Source organism: Afipia sp. GW821-FHT04G03, from assembly GCF_059419985.1.
Window position 1 is genome coordinate 470651 of the sequence record NZ_JBWKSV010000002.1, and the last position, 18116, is coordinate 488766.

Annotated in this window: 16 protein-coding genes and 1 tRNA gene; 7 read left to right on the forward strand and 10 right to left on the reverse strand. The window is 62.9% G+C overall.

Annotated features, from left to right (window positions below):
* Positions 1 to 26 precede the first annotated feature (26 nt).
* Together AC07UB_RS11515 and AC07UB_RS11520 are read left to right on the forward strand one after the other, a co-directional pair.
* On the forward strand, positions 27 to 803 hold the full coding sequence (locus AC07UB_RS11515) for an SDR family NAD(P)-dependent oxidoreductase (protein ID WP_494653075.1): 777 nt from the start codon (positions 27 to 29) through the stop codon (positions 801 to 803).
* Between the two features lie 186 nt (positions 804 to 989).
* The gene (locus AC07UB_RS11520; protein ID WP_492791373.1) at positions 990 to 1808 is read left to right on the forward strand and encodes a glutamine amidotransferase; all 819 of its coding nucleotides are present in this window, start codon (positions 990 to 992) and stop codon (positions 1806 to 1808) included.
* Positions 1809 to 1814: 6 nt separating this feature from the next.
* On the opposite strand, the gene AC07UB_RS11525 is transcribed toward AC07UB_RS11520, so the two are convergent.
* The gene (locus AC07UB_RS11525; protein WP_494653077.1) at positions 1815 to 3041 is read right to left on the reverse strand and encodes a bifunctional alpha/beta hydrolase/OsmC family protein; all 1227 of its coding nucleotides are present in this window, start codon (positions 3039 to 3041) and stop codon (positions 1815 to 1817) included.
* 116 nt (positions 3042 to 3157) lie between these two features.
* Positions 3158 to 3233 (reverse strand) — tRNA-Ala (locus AC07UB_RS11530).
* 184 nt (positions 3234 to 3417) lie between these two features.
* Here AC07UB_RS11530 and AC07UB_RS11535 point away from each other — a divergent pair.
* The 4 genes from AC07UB_RS11535 to folD all read left to right on the forward strand — a co-directional run bounded on the left by AC07UB_RS11535 (position 3418) and on the right by folD (position 5813).
* Positions 3418 to 3708 (forward strand): YggT family protein, encoded by a 291-nt coding sequence (locus AC07UB_RS11535; RefSeq protein ID WP_492791371.1) that lies wholly within the window; start codon positions 3418 to 3420, stop codon positions 3706 to 3708.
* Positions 3709 to 3730: 22 nt separating this feature from the next.
* Positions 3731 to 4051 carry a DUF167 domain-containing protein gene (locus AC07UB_RS11540; RefSeq protein ID WP_494653079.1) on the forward strand — a complete coding sequence of 107 codons (321 nt, stop codon included), beginning with the start codon at positions 3731 to 3733 and terminating at the stop codon, positions 4049 to 4051.
* Between the two features lie 190 nt (positions 4052 to 4241).
* On the forward strand, positions 4242 to 4769 hold the full coding sequence (locus AC07UB_RS11545) for an OsmC family protein (RefSeq protein ID WP_494653080.1): 528 nt from the start codon (positions 4242 to 4244) through the stop codon (positions 4767 to 4769).
* A 159-nt stretch (positions 4770 to 4928) separates the two neighbouring features.
* Positions 4929 to 5813, forward strand: coding sequence for a bifunctional methylenetetrahydrofolate dehydrogenase/methenyltetrahydrofolate cyclohydrolase FolD (folD, locus tag AC07UB_RS11550; protein ID WP_494653082.1), 885 nt, complete (start codon positions 4929 to 4931; stop codon positions 5811 to 5813).
* 103 nt (positions 5814 to 5916) lie between these two features.
* Here the strand turns inward: folD and AC07UB_RS11555 are convergent, their stop codons facing one another.
* Together AC07UB_RS11555 and AC07UB_RS11560 are read right to left on the reverse strand one after the other, a co-directional pair.
* The gene (locus AC07UB_RS11555; RefSeq protein WP_494653083.1) at positions 5917 to 7389 is read right to left on the reverse strand and encodes a M20 family peptidase; all 1473 of its coding nucleotides are present in this window, start codon (positions 7387 to 7389) and stop codon (positions 5917 to 5919) included.
* A gap of 151 nt (positions 7390 to 7540) precedes the next feature.
* A complete protein-coding gene (locus AC07UB_RS11560; protein ID WP_492791366.1) occupies positions 7541 to 8050 on the reverse strand; it encodes a GNAT family N-acetyltransferase in 510 nt (169 codons plus the stop codon).
* Positions 8051 to 8217: 167 nt separating this feature from the next.
* On the opposite strand from AC07UB_RS11560, the gene AC07UB_RS11565 reads away from it, so the two are divergent.
* Positions 8218 to 9144: an alpha/beta hydrolase family protein gene (locus AC07UB_RS11565; protein ID WP_492791365.1), complete on the forward strand. Its 927-nt coding sequence runs from the start codon at positions 8218 to 8220 to the stop codon at positions 9142 to 9144.
* Positions 9145 to 9393: 249 nt separating this feature from the next.
* On the opposite strand, the gene AC07UB_RS11570 is transcribed toward AC07UB_RS11565, so the two are convergent.
* From AC07UB_RS11570 to AC07UB_RS11595, 6 genes are all read right to left on the reverse strand, one after another.
* On the reverse strand, positions 9394 to 10647 hold the full coding sequence (locus AC07UB_RS11570; protein WP_494653085.1) for a flavin monoamine oxidase family protein: 1254 nt from the start codon (positions 10645 to 10647) through the stop codon (positions 9394 to 9396).
* Between the two features lie 104 nt (positions 10648 to 10751).
* Entirely contained in the window at positions 10752 to 13937 is a 3186-nt protein-coding gene (locus tag AC07UB_RS11575; protein ID WP_494653087.1) for a multidrug efflux RND transporter permease subunit, read from the reverse strand.
* A 206-nt stretch (positions 13938 to 14143) separates the two neighbouring features.
* Positions 14144 to 15364, reverse strand: coding sequence for an efflux RND transporter periplasmic adaptor subunit (locus AC07UB_RS11580; protein WP_494653088.1), 1221 nt, complete (start codon positions 15362 to 15364; stop codon positions 14144 to 14146).
* A 402-nt stretch (positions 15365 to 15766) separates the two neighbouring features.
* Positions 15767 to 16552: a molybdopterin-dependent oxidoreductase gene (locus AC07UB_RS11585; RefSeq protein WP_492791361.1), complete on the reverse strand. Its 786-nt coding sequence runs from the start codon at positions 16550 to 16552 to the stop codon at positions 15767 to 15769.
* A gap of 2 nt (positions 16553 to 16554) precedes the next feature.
* Positions 16555 to 17190 (reverse strand): cytochrome b/b6 domain-containing protein, encoded by a 636-nt coding sequence (locus tag AC07UB_RS11590; RefSeq protein ID WP_494653089.1) that lies wholly within the window; start codon positions 17188 to 17190, stop codon positions 16555 to 16557.
* Between the two features lie 216 nt (positions 17191 to 17406).
* Complete coding sequence (locus AC07UB_RS11595; protein ID WP_494653091.1) at positions 17407 to 18003, reverse strand: fasciclin domain-containing protein; 597 nt, start codon at positions 18001 to 18003, stop codon at positions 17407 to 17409.
* Between the last annotated feature and the right edge of the window lie 113 nt (positions 18004 to 18116).

Sequence of the window (18116 nt, forward strand, 5' to 3'; positions counted from 1 at the left end):
GAAGCGCAAACAACTGAAATGCAATCATGACTGAACGGGTCACGTTGATCACGGGTGCTTCCTCGGGCATCGGCGCGGAGCTCGCGCGGATTTTCGCGGCGAACGGCTACAAGACTGTTTTGGTCGCGCGCCGCGAAGATCGCCTCAACCAGCTTGCGGACGAGATCGCCGCCACCGGAAAAACGCGCCCCGCCGTCATCGCCTGCGATCTGAACGAGGAGGGTGCCTGCGACCGCATCGCGGCGGCGCTCGAGGCGATGGGTGCCGAGGTCGAGATCGTCGTCAACAACGCGGGCTACGGCCTGTTCGGCGATGCCGTCGACCTCAACCGTGCGCAGCAATTGGCCATGGTCAATCTCAACGTCCGGGTGCTCACCGATCTCACGCTGCGGTTCTCCGAAAGCATCATCCGTCATCGCGGAGGCATCCTGAACGTCGCCTCCATCGCGTCGTTCCTGCCGGGCCCGCGCATGGCGGTCTATTACGCCACCAAGGCCTACGTGCTGTCCTTCACCGAGGCGATGCGCGGCGAACTGGGAGCAAAGGGCGTGCGCGTCACGGCCTTGTGTCCGGGGACGGTACCGACCGAGTTTCAGGGCGTCGCTGGCTTCAAGCCGGGCCTCGATTCGGCGGTCCTGAACCTGTCGGCGGCCGCCGTCGCGCGCGCGGGCTATCGCGGGCTGATGTCGAACAAGCGGCTGGTGCTGCCCGGAGTCGGCGTGCGGATGATCCCGTTCATGCTGCGCTTTGCCCCGCGCAGTCTGGTGCTGGCGTCGGTCGCCCGGGTGCAGCAGAAGCGCTAGGGGCATGGCCCCGAAAAGTGGGCACCGGTTTTCGGACAGGGCCATGCCGTTAAACCAAACCTGGTCCACAGGCGCAGATCACATCCGCGAAATCCCGGCTCGACGCCGCCTTGGCAACACAATATTTTCAATTTCGGCGTCCAATAGAGATGCTTGTCCTCCGCCGGGGATTGAAGACGAAAATCGATGCTGTGGCCTGATGCCGATCGACCCTCAGAGTCCTGCCCGACACCTTTCGGCCCGCCGACTTATGGCCTGACCACCTGCGGTCGGTTCACCGCGCTTCCGGTGCTCATCATTCTGCATGGGCCGATGTCTACTCCGGGACGGGTCGGCAATGCGCTGCGCGCCATGGGCCATCCCCTCGACATTCGCCGCCCGGTGTTCGGCGATCCGCTGCCGGAAACGCTCGAAAACCATGCCGGCGCGATCATGTTCGGTGGCCCGATGAGCGCCAACGACAGCGAGGATTTCATTTCGCGCGAGATCGACTGGCTCGCGGTGCCCCTGAAAGAGCAGCGGCCGTTCCTCGGGATTTGTCTTGGTGCGCAGATTTTCGCGAAGCATCTCGGAGCCCGGGTGGGACCTCATCCCGAGGGTCGCGCCGAGGTCGGCTACTATCCGATCCGCCCGACCGAAGCTGGCCGCAGGATCTGCACCGACTGGCCCGATCACGTTTATCACTGGCACCGCGAAGGCTTCGAGCTTCCCGTGGGCACCGAGCTTTTGGCGGAGGGTGACGATTTCCCGGTGCAGGCGTTCCGCAGCGGGCGCTGTTTCGGCATTCAATTTCATCCCGACGTGACCCACGCGATGCTGCATCGCTGGACCACGCGCGGGCACGAGCGCATGGCGCTGCCGGGCGCCCGCGCGCGCGCCGATCATTTCACCGGACGCATGATTCACGATCTCGCCGAGCGGGCGTGGCTGACCGCGTTTCTCGACGGCTGGCTGCATCGGCCGCCGCCGCCAACCGGTGCGGTCGCATCGCTCGCGGCGGAATAACGCCCGCTAGCCGGCGGCCTTCGTCACGATGCTGATCTCCGATGTCAGCGTGCGATGGACAGGGCACTTGTCGGCGATTTCCATCAGCTTCTGGCGTTGCTCGGCGTCGAGATTGCCGTCGAGCGCGATCGTGCGTTCGATCCTGGAGATCATGCCTTCCTTGGTTTCGCACTCTTCGCAGTCCTTGGCATAAACGCGGCTGTGCTTCAGCATCACCGTGGCGCGGTCGAGCGGGATCGTTTTTCTGTCGGCGTACAGCCGCATCGTCATCGACGTGCAGGCGCCAAGCGCCGCCAGCAGAAGATCGTAAGGCCCGGCGCCGGAATCGCGGCCGCCGACATCCACGGGCTCGTCGGCGATGATCCGGTGCTTGCCGGCCGAGATCAGATTCTGAAGTTTGCTCGCGCGCGTCTCGCTGACGACAACGACGCCCGCGGGCGTGTCCGCAGCAGCGCCTGCCTCTGCCGCAGCGGGTGCATCGAGATAGCGCATCGCCCAGGTCGAGATCATGTCGGCGACATAGTGCGCATCGCGCTTCTGTGTCAGCAGATGGTCAGCGCCGGTCAGTGAAATAAAGCTCTTGGGGTGTTTCGCCGCGATGAAGATGCGTGTCGCATTGTCGATGCCGACATAATCGTCGGTCGGCGAATGGAAGATCAGCAGCGGCTTGTGAAGTTTCGCGATGGTTTCCGTCAGCTTGTGCTCGGCGATGTCGTCGAGGAATTCGCGCTTGATGCGGAACGGCCGCCCGGCCAGGGAGACCTCAAGCTCGCCCTGTTCGCGGATCGCCGGGATATGATCCTTGAACAGATGCGTGACATGCGCGGGATCGGACGGAGCAGCGATGGTAGCGACGCATTTCGCTTCCGGAATCAGCGAGGCCGCGGCGAGGATCGCCGCGCCGCCGAGACTGTGGCCGATCAAAATGGAAGGTGCGCGTTTCGTCTTGCGCAGGTGATCCGCCGCCAGCACCAGATCGCCGATGTTGGACGAGAACGTGGTGTTGGCGAACTCGCCCTCGCTGGCGCCGATGCCGGTGAAATCGAACCGCAGCGTGGCGATGCCGTGTTTTGCGAGACCCTCCGCGATCCGCTTCGCTGCAAGCACATCCTTGCCGCAGGTGAAGCAATGCGCCAGCAGCGCGGTGGCCGTGGGCTTGCCGTCCGGCAGGTCCAGCGAGGCAGCCAGCATTAGGCCGTCGGAGCCGGGAAACTGGAATTTTTCGGTCGTCATGATCGGCCCCATTGCTTGATGATCGCATCGCACATGACGCGCATCCTAGCGCAGGACGCGGAGATTTTGGGGTAACGATGCTTTGGGCGGGATTTTTGCAACAACTCCGGAGGAGTTGGTGGAGCCAGGCGGGATCGAACCGCCGACCTCGTCATTGCGAACGACGCGCTCTCCCAGCTGAGCTATGGCCCCTTGATCGGCCGGGCCTTTGCAGGCTGCGGCGGACAAGCGGGGCCATTTACAATCCCGATCATGGCCAAGTCAAGAACGCCAAAAAAGTGGGATTCCCAGCAGTTTTAGGCCGGGAACCTCCCTTGTTTGCAGCGCCGCGAACCGGTATTGAGGCGGACGTCCATAGAAGCGAGCCAGCAACGCCATGCGCGCCATTCTCGACATCATCAACGTCATCCTCGATCTGTACGTCTGGCTGCTGATCGCCTCGGCGATCCTGTCCTGGCTGATCGCTTTCAACGTGGTGAACACCCGCAACCAGTTCGTCGCGGCGGTGGCCGAGTTCCTCTACAAGATCACCGAGCCGGTGTTGCGGCCGATCCGGAACGTCATGCCGAATTTCGGCGGCCTCGATATTTCGCCGATCATCGTGATCCTGATCATCATGTTCATCCAGCGCGTGATTGCCTATTACATCTATCCGAACGTGATCTGATCGCGCCGGGTACGCTGCTGCTGTGACTCTTCCGTGGCGCTTCTCCACGCAGGGTATCAGCGTCGCGTTGCGCGTCACGCCGCGCGGCGGAAGTGACGCGATCGACGGCATTGAAACACTGGCCAATGGCCGCAGCGTCGTCAAAGTGCGCGTCCGCGCCATCGCAGAAGGCGGTGAAGCCAACCGCGCGGTGATCGAACTGCTCGCCAAGGCGCTTCATGTGCCGAAAAGCCATGTGCGCGTGTTGTCCGGCGTGACCTCGCGGCTGAAGCAGGTGGCAGTGGACGGCGATCCGAAAAAACTCGGCGAGGCGCTGGCCGCACTCACGGCAACAACGTCCTGACGTGACGCGCGACCATCGCGCATCCGGAATCCGCCGCGCGATGCGAGGAATATCCTGCTGCGTGCCGCCTGCTGCAAAGAACGTCGCGCGTGTGAAGCACGGTGTCGTCATGTGTTTTATTGCCTGATTTGACAGGGTTTTTCGGGCCAATAGGTTTTCCGTCCCGCACTCAGTTGAAACGGATGGAATCATGTCCACAAAATTCAAAGAGATCTTCGAGGCGACACAAGCGGCGCTCAGGCAAACGCCGGCTCAGTCGGAAGTCTGGTATGAAACGCAAACCAGGTTAGGCGCCGGCGTCGACAGCACTGCATCGGTTCGCCAGTTCTCCGTGCGCGTGGATGAGCCCGACGGGCTGGGCGGATTGGACACCGCGCCCAGTCCGGTCGAATACATTCTCGTGGCGCTGGGATCATGTCAGGAAATCACCTACCGGCTTTATGCGGACGCGCTCGGCATTCCGCTGAATGGTGTGTCGGTGAAGCTGAAGGCGTTGCTTGATCTTCGCGGTTTCTTCGCCGTCGATGCAACGGTCAAGCCGGGATTCCAGTATATCGAGGCCACGGTGACGTTCGACAGCCCCGCCTCGGAAGACGATCTGCGCCGGCTGAAGGACACGGTCGATCAGCATTGTCCGGTTCTCGACATTCTCCGCAATCCGCTGCCGGTGTCCATCGTTGTCGGGAAGCATCAGGCCGCCGCACACGCCGCAGCCTGACCCGCAAGGCGCGAGGCGGGTCCCGCCGCGCGTCAGGTGCGAGCGCCCTTTTTACGGCACAGATCGCTTCCTGACCGGAAACACCGCTGCCAGAACTGGCAGCGGTGTTGCATGGCTGTGGGCCTTTGCTATATCGCAGCGTCAGTCCGGGGAGATCGAATGACGGCCCAAATCATCGACGGAAAAATCGTTGCGGCGGACCTGCGCGCGCGTGTCGCCGCGGAGGTTGCGCGGGTGAAGCGCGATCACGGCCTCACACCGGGGCTGGCGGTGGTTCTGGTCGGTCACGATCCTGCCTCCGAGGTCTATGTCCGCAACAAGGGCAAGCAGACCGAAGTCGCCGGCATGGCGTCGTTCGAGTACAAGCTGCCCGCCGACACATCGCAAAAGGATTTGCTGGCGCTGGTCGCGAAGCTCAACGCCGACGCGAATGTCCACGGCATTCTGGTGCAGCTGCCGCTACCCGCCGGGCTCGATACGCAGACCGTCATCAATGCGATCGATCCGGCCAAGGATGTCGATGGCCTGCATCCGGTCAATGCCGGACGTCTCGCCAACGGTCTGCCGGCGCTGACGCCTTGCACGCCGCTCGGCTGCATTATCCTGGCGAAAACCGTTCACGCCTCGCTGGAAGGCCTGAACGCCGTCATCATCGGCCGCTCCAATCTGGTGGGCCGTCCGCTGGTGCAACTGCTGCTCAACGAGAACGCCACGGTCACCATCGCGCATTCGCGCACGCGCGATCTTTCGGACATCTGCAAGCGCGCCGATCTGCTGCTGGCCGCGGTGGGTAAGCCCGAAATGGTCAAGGCCTCATGGATCAAGCCGGGCGCGACTGTGATCGATGTCGGCATCAATCGCATTCCGGGCGCGGACGGGAAAAACAAGCTGGTCGGCGATGTCGCCTATCAGGAGGCGCTCGGCGTCGCCGGCGCGATCACCCCGGTGCCCGGCGGCGTCGGGCAGATGACGGTGGCGTGCTTGCTGGTCAACACGCTGCGCGCGGCATGTGCCATCAAAGGGCTTGCGGCGCCAGCGGTGTAAGAATTGTCATTGCGAGGAGCGCTTGCGAAGAAGCAATCCAGCTTTTCCAACGTCATTATGGATTGCTTCGCTTCGCTCGCAATGACGAAGAAGCGGCTCGCGCTTAATTCGCCGTGTTCTGCACCAGCCGCCGGTAAAACCGGATCATGTCCGCATAGTTCGCGACGCTGAGGCGCTCGTTGGTGCCGTGAAAGCGTGTGAGGTCCTCGGCCGTCGCGCGCACCGGCGAGAAGCGGAAGATGTTGTCGGTGACATCCGCCAGATGCCGCGAGTCGGTGGCGGCGACCATCAGGCCGGGTGCAACCACGACATCGGGAAAGATCTCGCGGATCGTCGTGTTCAGCGCGCGGTAGGAGGAGCTTGCGGTCGAGGTGACCGGCGGCGGGGACGTGTTGCCCGGGCGCGGTTCGATCTCGATCCTGTCGTTGGCGGCGGCGCGCTTGACGTGATCGATCACGCTGGCCTCGGTCTCGCCGGGCAGCAGCCGGAAATTCACCGTGGCATCGACCCGTCCCGGAAGCACGTTGTCCTGATTGCCGGCGTTGAAGATCGTCAGCGCGGTCGTGGTGCGGATCATCGCATTGGTGGACTGGGCTTTCTCAAGCTCGCGTTGCAGCAGCGGCTTCAGCAGCCACAGGTTCGACAGCACGATGCGGTTGGTCATGTTCATTTCCGGCGCGAGCGTGTCGAACATTTCGCGCGCGGTGCCGCGAATCTCGGCCGGGAATTGCTTGTCCTCGAGCCGCGCCAGCGCTGCGCTCATCATGCCGATGGCCGACTGGCGCGGCGGCATCGATGAATGGCCGGGGGCAGCATTGAGGTTCAGCGTCAGCGTGACGTAGCCTTTTTCGGCGACGCCGATCAGCGCCACCGGCTTGTCGATGCCTTTGAGGATTCCGTCGGTGATCAGCAGGCCTTCGTCGAGAATGAAGTCGAGCCTGATGCCCCGGCTCTTGAACAGCGCAGCAATCTGTTTCGCGCCGCGCTGGCCGCCGACCTCCTCGTCCTGCCCGAACACGAAATACAGCGTGCGCTTCGGCTTGAAGCCTTCTTTCGCCAATTGTTCGGCAGCCTCGAGGATCGAGAACAGGTTTCCCTTGTCGTCCCACGAGCCGCGGCCCCAAATGAAGCCGTCGCGGATCACGCCGTCGAACGGCGGCGCCAGCCAGTTGCCTTCGGTGCCGGGCGCGATCGGCACCACGTCCTGATGCGCCAGCAGCGCCGCGGGCGCGGCTTTCGGATCGGAGCCTTGCCACGTGTAGAGCAGGCCGTAATTGCCGACGATCTCACGCTTCGTGGCCGCGTGGAACGCCGGATAGTTTGCCTGCATGAAGGTGTGCAGTCCGCGAAACGCATCGGCGCTTTGTTCGGGATCGAGAAAACTGGAAATGGTCCGGAACCGGATCGCTTCCGCCAGCCGCTTCGCCACCGCGTCGATATCCACCGCGACTTGCGGTAGCGCTGCGACATGGATCTGGCGGGATTTCGTCAACAGCGCGTTGGCGACGAGCACGCCGGCGAGAATGACAACGGCCGCGATCAACAGCAGCGCGAGTTTGCGGATCAGCCGGATCATGCGGGCATTCCTTGGAGCGCGGTCAGGTTATCGCGCCGCTGCGCATCACATGCGATGTGCATGACGATGTCTGGTGGACTGTGCGGTGACAGCGCCGAAGATGACGGCGCGGAATCGGAGCGGCGGCCGGAGTTGCGAAGGTCGCGGAGACTCACGCCGTCCAGGCGAACGCGACCTTGTCGAGCGACTTGACGCCGAATCGTTCCGAGGAGCGCGCGACCATGCGTCCACCGAGGTTGCGGTAAAACTCGACCGCAGGCTCGTTGTCCGACAGCGCCCAGATCACCATGCTCTTCAGCCCGCTCTGGATCAGGTCGCGCTTGGCGGCGGTGAACAGGCGGCGGCCGAAACCGAGGCCCTGGAATTCCGGACGCAGATAAAGCTCGTAGATCTCGCCTTCGAAATGCAGGCTGCGGGCGCGGTTGCGGCCGTAGTTGGCGTAACCCGCGACCTTGTCGCCGAACGACAGCACGCTGACGCGGCTGCCTTTGCGAATCGCGCTGTCCCACCAGTTGGGGCCGCGGCGGCTGATCAGTTTCTCGAGTTCGGCCCCGGGGATGATTCCCTGATAGGCGGCGCGCCACGCTTCATCATGCGTTGCAGCAACTGCTGACGCATCGGAAGCCTTGGCCGGTCGAACTTCGATAAGGATCGTGCTCATGGTGCAATCAAAGCAACTCGCGGCCCCGCCTTCAAGGTCCATCCTTAATTATCGGTTAATATGTGCGCTTTTTGCATCAGCTGAAGAGGCCCGTTGTGCCGAAAAAGGACACGGCAAGGCCGTAAACGCTTGGCTTGGCGGCCGGCCGCGGGTCATGATCGCCGCATATGACCGGAATGGAATCACTCAAAGCGGCGGCCGTGCTTGTCACGATTGGCCTTTCGTCGATCGCGCCGGCTTCGGGTGAACAGCGGCTGGGCGCGCAGGGCGGCGAAGGGTCGCCGAACCGGCGTCAGGAATGGCTGGTGCCGACCCAGGACCAGATCACACCTTCGCGAGCGGTTCTGTTCCGGCCCGCCGGGAAGGGACCGTTCCGGCTGGCGGTGATCGCCCACGCATCGACCCAGAACCGGTTGCAGCGCGCGCAGATGCCGCAGCCCGAATATCCCGCGCTCGCGGCAGCATTGGTGGCGCGCGGTTTCGCCGTGCTGGTGCCGCAGCGGCTCGGCCACGGCAAGACAGGCGGGCCATACCTGGAAGATCAGGAAGGCTGCGACAACGCCGAGTATGCGATGTCGGCGCGCAGCACCGCGGAGGCGATCACGACGGCGATGACTTTCATGCGCGCGCAGGCTTTCGTGCGGAAAGAGGCCTCCGTGATCGTTGGGCATTCAGCGGGCGGCTGGGGCGCGCTGGCGCTGGCGGATCAAAGTCCGAAAAGCATTTCCGCGATCATCGTGTTTGCGCCGGGGCGCGGCGGGCGCGCCGGCGATCGCGCGGGCAACATCTGCGCGCCGGATAAACTGATCGCGGCGGCGACCGAGTTCGGCGAAGGCGCGCGCATTCCGGTGACATGGTTGGTGGCGGAGAACGATTCGTACTTCCCGCCGGAGTTCTCCAAAAAAATGGCCGACGCCTTCATCGAGGCTGGCGATGACAAGGTGGATTTTCTCGTGCTTCCTCCGTTCGGCAAGGAAGGCCACTGGCTCGCGGAGGCGGGGGAGGGCGCGGAGATGGAGCAGTTGCTGGCGACTGCTTCCGGGCTGACTGTTCAGGCACCGGTGGCGCAGGGAGCGAGCGCTAAGAAAAAATGATTGTTAGATTAAAAATTGGAGGTTGGTGATGGCGCTAATTCGAAGATTTGAGCGGAGTCAGATGGAGCGCAACTCCGTTCACGATGCAATCGATGCAAAGTACGCGATCTTTGAAAAGGATGGTCGAAGCTTTGTTCAGATTGACAGCTTTGGTCGCGACTCTAGGGAAATTCCAGGAAAGAAAAGTCAGACTCTTCAACTAAGTCGAGAATCCGGGCTTCAACTTATAAAGATTCTGAAGGGAGCATTTCACGTCGACTGACGGAGTGCTCCTTCCCCCACCACCTCCCCCGCAGCCCTCACCCCACTCTCCTGCGCGCCATGGGCCGTTGAGAAGAAATTCGGCGATGTCGCCTCGCCCGCGAAGAACAAGCGCCCATCGACGGGCGCTGCCAGCACGGCGCGGGCGCTAGCGTGGCCGGGCAGCGCGTGTGAATAGGAGCCGCGCGCGAACGGATCGTGCGCCCAGCGCGATTCGCCAAGCGGTTTGAGCTTGCGGCGAAAATCCGAGCCGAGCAGCGCCACGATTTCGGAGATAGCTTGCGCCGCCAGCGCGCCGTCGCCGGCGTCTTCCAGTTCGCGCGCAAAACGTCCGCCGAAGAATCCCTCGATGCAGGATTGGCCGAACGGCCGCAGATGATAGGTGCCCATCGCCGTGCGCATGGTCGCGGCGCGCAGGCTGCCGTCCTTCGGAAAATCGTTGGGCCCGTCGAGCGCCAGCATCACCTTGTCGGCGAGGCCGAGCGGCAGCCCGGCGGCCGCACTCACCTTCGCAGGCAGCGCGGGATGAAAACGGATTGTTTCATTGGCCAGAAGATTGGTCGGTGCGGTGACGATGACCTTGCCCGCTGTCAGCGTGCCGCGCGATGTCTCGATCCGGATGCGCGCGCCGGAATGATCGATCAGCGTCACCTGCGTGCTCAATGAGACAGGACATGGCGCGCCGTAAGCCGCGATCAGCGCGCCATAGCCGCGCCGCACGCGCCAGTTGACCTCGGTGTCTTCATAGGCGTCCATGTCGTAGATCGACACCTGATCGAGTTCGCAGCCGTTCACATAGGTCGAGATCGCATCGATCATCGGGTTCCAGCGGTTGCCGGGCTCCAGATAATTGCTCGCGGCGCTGTCGCTGTCGTTCTCGGAAGCTTGTTCGGCGCGTTCATAGAAGGCATCGAGTGCTGCGATGAATTCTGCGCGTTCACGCGCAGGGAAGCCCCTGTCGTCGTTCTGCTCGCGCCAGGGCGGCCGATTCCGGTCGACTTCGAAGTTCAGTTGCTCGGCAATTTTGACGAACGGGTTCTTGTCGGCGGAATGCAGCCAGCCGCAGCCGACGTCGAACGGAATGTCGCCCGGCAGGATGACGGTATGGCCGCGGCCGCCGATGCGGTCGCGCGCTTCAAGCACCAAAACTGAAAGCCCCGAACTCTCGAGCGTGCGCGCGGCGGCAAGGCCGGCGGCGCCCGCGCCAATGATCGCGACATCGATGTCGGAGGGAAGGGACATGGCGGCGCTCGGTTCGTCTCAAAGGTCGCGAGCTTGCCGGAACGGCCTCGCCCTCACGGACCTATAAGACGACGATGCCCGGCACAAGGCCGGGCATGCGCGATTTATGATGCGGACGGCTTCGGCCGTTGACGGCGGAACATTCCAGCCAGCCGCTCCCATTTCGACCCTCGCTCAGGCGTAACCTCGCCGTCGCGCTCGTTCTTGGTGAAGAACTGCGTGATCGCGACAAAGAACACCGGCACCATCAGCAGCGCCAGAATGACGACCGCGATCATGCCGCCCATCACGCTGGTGCCGAGCGCGTTCTGGCTTCTGCCGCCGGCCCCGGAAGCAATCGCCATCGGCAGCACGCCGCAGACGAATGCCAGGCCCGTCATGAGGATCGGCCGGAAGCGCAGATGGCAGGCCTCCATCGTCGCCTGCAACAATGGCGTGCCCTTGGCGCGCAGATCCTTGGCGAACTCGATGATCAGGATAGCGTCCTTCGCCGCCAGACCGATGATCGTGATCAGCGCGACCGTGAAGTAGACGTCATTGGCGAGGCCGCGTGACATCGCCGCCAGCACTGCGCCGCAGATGCCGAGCGGCACCGTCATCAGCACGGCGAGCGGAATGGTCCAGCTTTCATACAGCGCGGCCAGACACAGGAACACGATCAGCGCCGACAGGCCGAGCAGGAACGGCGCCTGCGAGCCCGACAGCTTTTCCTGCAACGACTGGCCGGTCCACTCGAAGCCGAAGCCGCGCGGCAGCCGCGCGGTGAGGCGCTCCATCTCGGCGATGGCATCGCCGGAGGTGTAGCCGGGCTTGGCTTCGCCGGAGATACGCACCGACGGATAGTAGTTGAAGCCCACGATCTGCGTCGGGCCGACCGCCCACTTGATGGTCGCGAACGACGATAGCGGCACCAGATGGCCTTGGGCATTCTTGACGTTGTAGGCGAGAATGTCCTGCGCGTTCATGCGGCCGACGCTGTCGGCCTGCACGATCACACGCTGCATCCGGCCGCGGTTCGGGAAGTCGTTGACATAGGCCGAGCCGAGATTGGTCGAGATCGTGCTGTTGATGTCGGCGAAGGTGACACCCTGCGCCGCCGCCTGTTCGCGGTCGATGATCAGCTGCACCTGCGGCGCTTCGGGCAGGCCTTCGGCGTAGACGTTCTGCAGCACGGCGCTTTGTTTGGCCGCCGCCAGCAGATCGTCCTTGGCCTTCATCAGCGCGACGTAACCCTTCTGGCCGCGATCCTGAAGACGGAAGGAGAAGCCCGACGAGTTGCCGAGGTTATCGATCGGCGGCGGCTGCAAGGCCGAGACCTTGGCGTCCTTGATCGACTTCAGCGAGTTGTTGATGTCCGCGACGATGGCTGCGGCGGAATCGTTCGGCCCGCGCTCCGACCAGTCCTTCAGGGTGACGAAGGCCTGCGCGGTGTTCTGGCCTTGGCCCAAGAAGCTGAAACCGGTGAGGAACGTGACCTCGTCGATTCCCGAGCGGGTCTTGAGGAACTGCTCCACCTTTTCGACGGCGGCCTGGGTGCGGTTGAACGACGAGTCCGACGGCGTCTGCACGTCGACGGTGATGAAGCCCTGATCGTCCACCGGCAGGAAGCCGCCGGGAAGCCGGACGAACGCGAAGCCGAGACCGACCAGCAGCGCCACGTAAACCAGCATCAACCGGCCGGTGCGCTTGACCGACCAGCCCACCACGCGGCCATAGCCGGCCCGCGTGTTGTCGAGCCGGGTGTTGAACCAGCCGAACAGGCCCGTCTTCGCGTGGCCGTGCCCCGCCTTCACCGGCTTGAGCAGCGTCGCGCACAAAGCCGGCGTCAGCGACAGCGCCATCAGCGCGGAGAACGAGATCGCGGCGACCATGGTCACGGAGAACTGGCGATAGATGATGCCGACCGAGCCGGGGAAGAACGCCATCGGCACGAACACCGCAATCAGCACCAGCGTGATGCCGACAATGGCGCTGGTGATCTGCGTCATGGCCTTGCGCGTGGCTTCCTTTGGAGAAAGCCCTTCCTCCGACATGATGCGTTCGACGTTTTCCACCACCACGATGGCGTCGTCGACCAGAATGCCGATCGCCAGCACCATGCCGAACATGGTCAGCATGTTGATGGAGTAGCCGAACAGATACAGCGCGGTACATGTGCCGAGCAGCGCGATCGGCACCACGATGGTGGGGATCAGCGTGTAACGGAAATTCTGCAGGAACAGGAACATCACGATGAAGACGAGGACGATGGCCTCGATCAGCGTCTGCACCACTTTCGTGATCGAGGCTTCGACCACCGGCGTGATGTTGTACGGAATGTCGTAGGTGATGTTGGCCGGGAAATACTTCGCCAGCTCCTTCATCTTGGCTTCGACGGCGCTGGCGGTGGCGAGCGCGTTGCCGGTCGGCGACAGCAGCACGGAAAGGCCCGCGCTCGGCTTGCCGTTCAGCCGCGTCGTGAACTGATAGCCCATGCCGCCGATCTCGATGCGTCCGACGTCGCGCAGGCGAACCGTCGATCCGTCCGGATTGGCTTTCAGCACGATGGCGCCGAACTCGTCGGCGGAGGTGAGCTGGCCCTTCACCAGAATCAGCGCGGAAATCGTCTGGTCCTTCTTGCTCGGCTCCGCGCCGACGCTGCCGGACGCGACCTGTGCGTTCTGCGCGGTGATCGCCTTCGTCACGTCGTCGGCGGTGAGGTTGTAGGAGACGAGCTTGACCGGATCGATCCAGATTCGCAGCGAGCGTTCGGTCGAATACAGCGTGGCGCGGCCGACGCCGGGAATGCGGCGGATTTCGCCGAGCACGTTGCGGATCATGAAGTCGCCGAGGCCGACTTCGTCGAGGCTGCCGTCGGTGGAATTCAGCGTGACGATCTGCAGCACCGCGCTGGACGCTTCCTCGACCAGGATGCCCTGCTGGATAACGGGGCGCGGCAGCCGCGCCTCGACGCGCTTGATGCGGTTCTGCACTTCGACCGAGGCGAGATTCGAATCGGTGCCGGGCACGAAGTTGGCGATGATCTCGACCTGACCCAGCGAGTCACTGGTGGATTCGAAATTGAGAATGCCGGAGGCGCCGTTCAGCTCCTCCTCGATCAGCCGCGTCGTGGAGTTGTAAAGCTCCTCCGGCGACGAGCCGGGATAGCTCGTGGAAATCGAGATCGAGGGCGGCGCGATGATCGGATACTGCGCGATCGCCAGATATGGAATCGCGATGATTCCGAGCAAACAAATAAAGAGCGCAACCACCCAAGCGAAAATCGGGCGGTCGATAAAAAAGGCGGGCATGGACGTTGCTTTCTCGAATCTGGCTCTAATACGCTGCGTCGGACCGGCGCAGACGCGTCAGAGTTTGTTGTTTTCACTTCTCCAAATGGGAGAAGGCAGCGAGCACAGCTCGCGGTGAGGGGGATCCGATCTTCGATCCGGGTCTTCCACGCCCCTCGCACCAACCCTCTCCCGGCAGGGAGAGGGGTCTATTTCTCAAGTCGCGCTCACTGCACCTGCGACTGTTCGGCAGACGTTGCGGCCGCAGATTGCTGCAAGCCGCTGTTCCGGTCGCCGGCCTGCGCTTCGGTCCAGGCGCTGGTCTTGACGGAATCGCCAACGACGAACTTCTGGAAGCCTTCGACGACGACGCGCTGGCCGGGCTTGAGCCCGTCGGTGATGAGCCACTGGCCATCGACAAGGCCGCCGGTGCGGACCGGCTGGGCCACGATGCGGTTGTCGTCCTTCACCAGATAGACTTCGCTGGCGCCGGAGGAATTGCGCTGGATTGCCTGCGGCGGCACGGTGATGGCGTCGGGATCGCGGCCCTGTTCGATCAGGACGCGCACGAACATGCCGGGCAGCAATTCGCGCTTCGGATTCTTGAACTCGCCGCGCAGCGTGACCTGTCCGGTGCCGGCGTCGACCCGGGCGTCGGAGAACAGCAGCTTGCCGTCTTGCGGATAGGTTGAGCCATCGTCGACAACCAGACGAACCTTGGCGGCGTCAGCGGAGATCTGATCGAGATCGCCGCGGTCGAAGTCGCGGCGCAGGCGGTTGAGTTCGTTCACCGACTGGGTGAAGTCGGCATAGACCGAATTCAGCTGCTGGATCGTCGCCAGCGCATGGGTTTCGTTCTGCACCACGAGGACGCCCTCGCTGAGCAGCGCGGCGCCGATGATGCCGCTGATCGGGGCGCGGATCGTGGCGTAGCCGAGGTTGAGACGCGCGCGGGCGACATCCGCGGTGCGCGCGGCGACTTCCGCCTTGGCCTGCGCGAGGGTTGCAATGGCGACCTCGTTGGAGGCCTGCGACGCGGCGTTGCTCTTGGTCAGGGTTTCGATACGCACGGCGTGCTGGGACGCCTGATGCAGCGCCGCCTCGGCCTTGGCGAGCGCGGCTTCAGACGCCTGCAATTCGACTTCAAACGGTTTCGGATCGATCTGGTACAGCGGATCGCCCGCCTTCACTTCGCTGCCTTGCTCGAACATGCGCTCGACGATGATGCCCGACACGCGCGGACGGACATCGGCGACCCGCAGCGGCGCGATGCGGCCGGGGAGTTCCTTGACGATCGCGCGGGGCGACGCCTTCAAGGTCACGACGCTCACTTCAGGGGGCTCGGGCGGGGCCGACGAGGCGACGCTCTGGTCGTTGCAGCCCGAGAGGAGAACGGCAGCCCCAAAAAGCAGGGCCAGTGAGGTGATCGCGTGGGGACGCGCGTGCATTTCGTATCCTTCTTATTTTCGCATAGCCGAAAATCAGAACGACCGGGACCAGCCCGCTTGCGCGCGACCCGATTCACGATCCTTGCTGATAGGTCACAGCATGAATCGTGCCGGTGTGCATTGCAACAATGCCACAGGGCGACCGGATGTCGCGTGCTTCATAAGGCTTTGTTATTAAAGAAATTAATGAGCGTTAAGATTGCTCACAATTGCGTCAACCGGAATGATGGTACCGGACTGCAGAGCAGAAAAACTGTGCAAATGCAGCAATTGCCTGCTTTCGCGGCAGCGGCCCGGTCTGGCGCGAGTCGGAGGAAAATGGTGCGAGGTCGCCCCATAAGCCCTGCGTCGGCCGCATGGTTCAATGGCCCGGCGAGGGGATTCGCCAGTCCTGTCGCCTGTTTAGCTGCCGCTGAACGAGTTGTAGCCTTGGTCTTCCCAGTAGCCGCCCTTGTAGTCGTTGGTGACCTCCATCGAGATCACGTATTTCGGGTTCTTGAACCCGAGCTTGGTCGGGACCCGGATCTTCATCGGGTAGCCATAGGCGCGCGGCAGGATCTCGTCGCCGAACTTGAAGGTCATCTGGGTCTGCGGATGCAGCGCGGTCGCCATATCCAATGGCGAGTTGTAGCCGTCCATGTCCGCGCACTGGAACCAGCAATACTTCGCCTTGGTGTCCGCGCCGATCAGTTGCAGGAAGTGACTGAGCCGCACGCCGGTCCAGCTTCCGATCGCGCTCCAGCCCTCCACGCAGATGTGGCGCGTGATCTGTTTTTCCTGCGGCAGCTTGTAAAGCTCATCCAGCGTCCAGGATTTCTTGTTCTCGACCAGGCCGCGGACTTCGAGCTTCCACGCCTTGCCGTCGACATCGGGCGCATCCTCGACCGCGTAATAGCCGTTGAACGGAAACGGCCGGGTGATCGCGCTTTCCGGAAACGTCGGCGCCAGTGCGTTGGGATTGAAGATCGCCGCCTGTACCGCATCGTTGAACTTCGAGATCTGCGTCAGCATGGATTCAGCCGAGAAGCTGTCGGTGACGTCGCAGCCGGTCAGCAGCGTCAGCGCGCCGAGGCTGGCGCCGCTCGCGATAAAGCGCCGCCGCGACAGGTCCGGCATCAGCCTGGCCGCGTCCTTGACCAGCAGTTGCTTGTCGACGCCGGGGATCAGCAGTTTGCGGATACGGCCCATAACTATCTCCCAATGATCATGGCGCGCAGGCTCTTCGGAACCAGCAGCGCCAGCGCGACATGGATCACCAGAAATCCGACGATCGCCGCCATGCAGAAGAAGTGAACGTAACGCGCCACGTCGTAGCCGCCGAACAGCGCGGTCAGCCATTGCAACTGAACCGGCTTCCAGATCGACAGTCCCGACAGCACGATCAGGATGCCGACCACGATGATGCCGGCGTACAGCAGTTTCTGAACATAGTTGTAAACGGTGAGATCGGCGTGGGAGAGCTTGCCGGTCAGCGCCGCCCTGGTGTCGTCGATCACGCCGCTTGCGGTGATCGGCAGCAGCTTCTTGCGGAAGCGCCCGGTCACAAGGCCGAGCGTGAGATACACAAGGCCGTTGACCATCAGCAGCCACATCGCCGCGAAATGCCATTGCAGCGCGCCGCCGAGCCAGCCGCCCAGCGTAATCGAACTCGAGAATTTAAAATTGAACAGCGGCGAGGCGTTGTAGATCTGCCAGCCCGACATGATCATCAGGATCGTTGCCACGGCATTGATCCAGTGCACCAAGCGAACCCAGCCAGGCTGAATGGTCCTGCCGGCTGTAGCGGCCGGCGTGGCCGGGGAGCGATCTGTGACGATGCTGGACATGAGCTGTTCCGTTTCCACGATGTCATCAACACCTTACGTCGGCATATTAGTCCGTGTTACGCCCCGCGCGGCAAAATTCGCTTCAGGAACAAGCGATCAAACGCCGCAAGAGTTCACGAAAAAGCGAGCCAGGTTGCCCCGGCTCGCCCATCGCCTGCCACCCGCATTCAGCGGGACACAGAATGCGACTGGATTGCGATTATTTCGCTAGCCAGCTTATGACTTCGGCATCAACACGGTGTCGACAACGTGGATCACGCCGTTCGACTGGTTGACGTCGGCGATGGTGACAGCCGATTTGCCGCCCTTGGCATCGATCAGCCAAACCTTCTTGCCGTCGAGCTTCACGGTAAGAGGCTCGCCTTCGACGGTCGTGAGCTTCTTGCCATCGGTCAGGTCGGCCGCATTCATTTTGCCCGCGACGACGTGATAGGTCAGGATCTTGGTCAGCGTCGCCTTGTTCTCAGGCTTCACCAGCGTGTCGACGGTGCCGGCCGGCAGCTTGCCGAACGCAGCATTGGTCGGCGCGAACACGGTGAACGGGCCCTTGCTGGAGAGGGTATCGACCAGACCGGCGGCCTTCACGGCAGCGACCAGCGTGGTGTGATCCTTGGAGTTGACGGCGTTCTCGACGATGTTCTTCGACGGATACATCGGCGCGCCGCCGACCATCACGGTCTTTTCGCCGGACATTTCGCTTTTGCCCATCTTGTCCTGGGCCTGCACAGGCGCAGTGATGGAAGCCGTCAGCGTCAGTGCGCCGATAGCGGCGGCGGACAGAAATGCAATACGCGTTGAAGAGTGCTTGGACATTGTTCGTCTCCCGATGAATTTGAATCCCGGCAGACATCCGCCGGACATTGGCGGCGGCGCTGCCTTATGGAGGATCGACCGCGCCGCCGTTACCCGAGCTACGGGAGCCGGTT

Bases quoted from the DNA above. Each gene is read 5' to 3' on its own strand.
- AC07UB_RS11515 (WP_494653075.1), top strand. From the start codon at position 27: ATGACTGAACGGGTCACGTTGATCACGGGTGCTTCCTCGGGCATCGGC.
- AC07UB_RS11520 (WP_492791373.1), top strand. From the start codon at position 990: ATGCTGTGGCCTGATGCCGATCGACCCTCAGAGTCCTGCCCGACACCT.
- AC07UB_RS11525 (WP_494653077.1), bottom strand. From the start codon at position 3,041: ATGACGACCGAAAAATTCCAGTTTCCCGGCTCCGACGGCCTAATGCTG.
- AC07UB_RS11535 (WP_492791371.1), top strand. From the start codon at position 3,418: ATGCGCGCCATTCTCGACATCATCAACGTCATCCTCGATCTGTACGTC.
- AC07UB_RS11545 (WP_494653080.1), top strand. From the start codon at position 4,242: ATGTCCACAAAATTCAAAGAGATCTTCGAGGCGACACAAGCGGCGCTC.
- folD (WP_494653082.1), top strand. From the start codon at position 4,929: ATGACGGCCCAAATCATCGACGGAAAAATCGTTGCGGCGGACCTGCGC.
- AC07UB_RS11555 (WP_494653083.1), bottom strand. From the start codon at position 7,389: ATGATCCGGCTGATCCGCAAACTCGCGCTGCTGTTGATCGCGGCCGTT.
- AC07UB_RS11560 (WP_492791366.1), bottom strand. From the start codon at position 8,050: ATGAGCACGATCCTTATCGAAGTTCGACCGGCCAAGGCTTCCGATGCG.
- AC07UB_RS11565 (WP_492791365.1), top strand. From the start codon at position 8,218: ATGACCGGAATGGAATCACTCAAAGCGGCGGCCGTGCTTGTCACGATT.
- AC07UB_RS11570 (WP_494653085.1), bottom strand. From the start codon at position 10,647: ATGTCCCTTCCCTCCGACATCGATGTCGCGATCATTGGCGCGGGCGCC.
- AC07UB_RS11575 (WP_494653087.1), bottom strand. From the start codon at position 13,937: ATGCCCGCCTTTTTTATCGACCGCCCGATTTTCGCTTGGGTGGTTGCG.
- AC07UB_RS11580 (WP_494653088.1), bottom strand. From the start codon at position 15,364: ATGCACGCGCGTCCCCACGCGATCACCTCACTGGCCCTGCTTTTTGGG.
- AC07UB_RS11585 (WP_492791361.1), bottom strand. From the start codon at position 16,552: ATGGGCCGTATCCGCAAACTGCTGATCCCCGGCGTCGACAAGCAACTG.
- AC07UB_RS11590 (WP_494653089.1), bottom strand. From the start codon at position 17,190: ATGTCCAGCATCGTCACAGATCGCTCCCCGGCCACGCCGGCCGCTACA.
- AC07UB_RS11595 (WP_494653091.1), bottom strand. From the start codon at position 18,003: ATGTCCAAGCACTCTTCAACGCGTATTGCATTTCTGTCCGCCGCCGCT.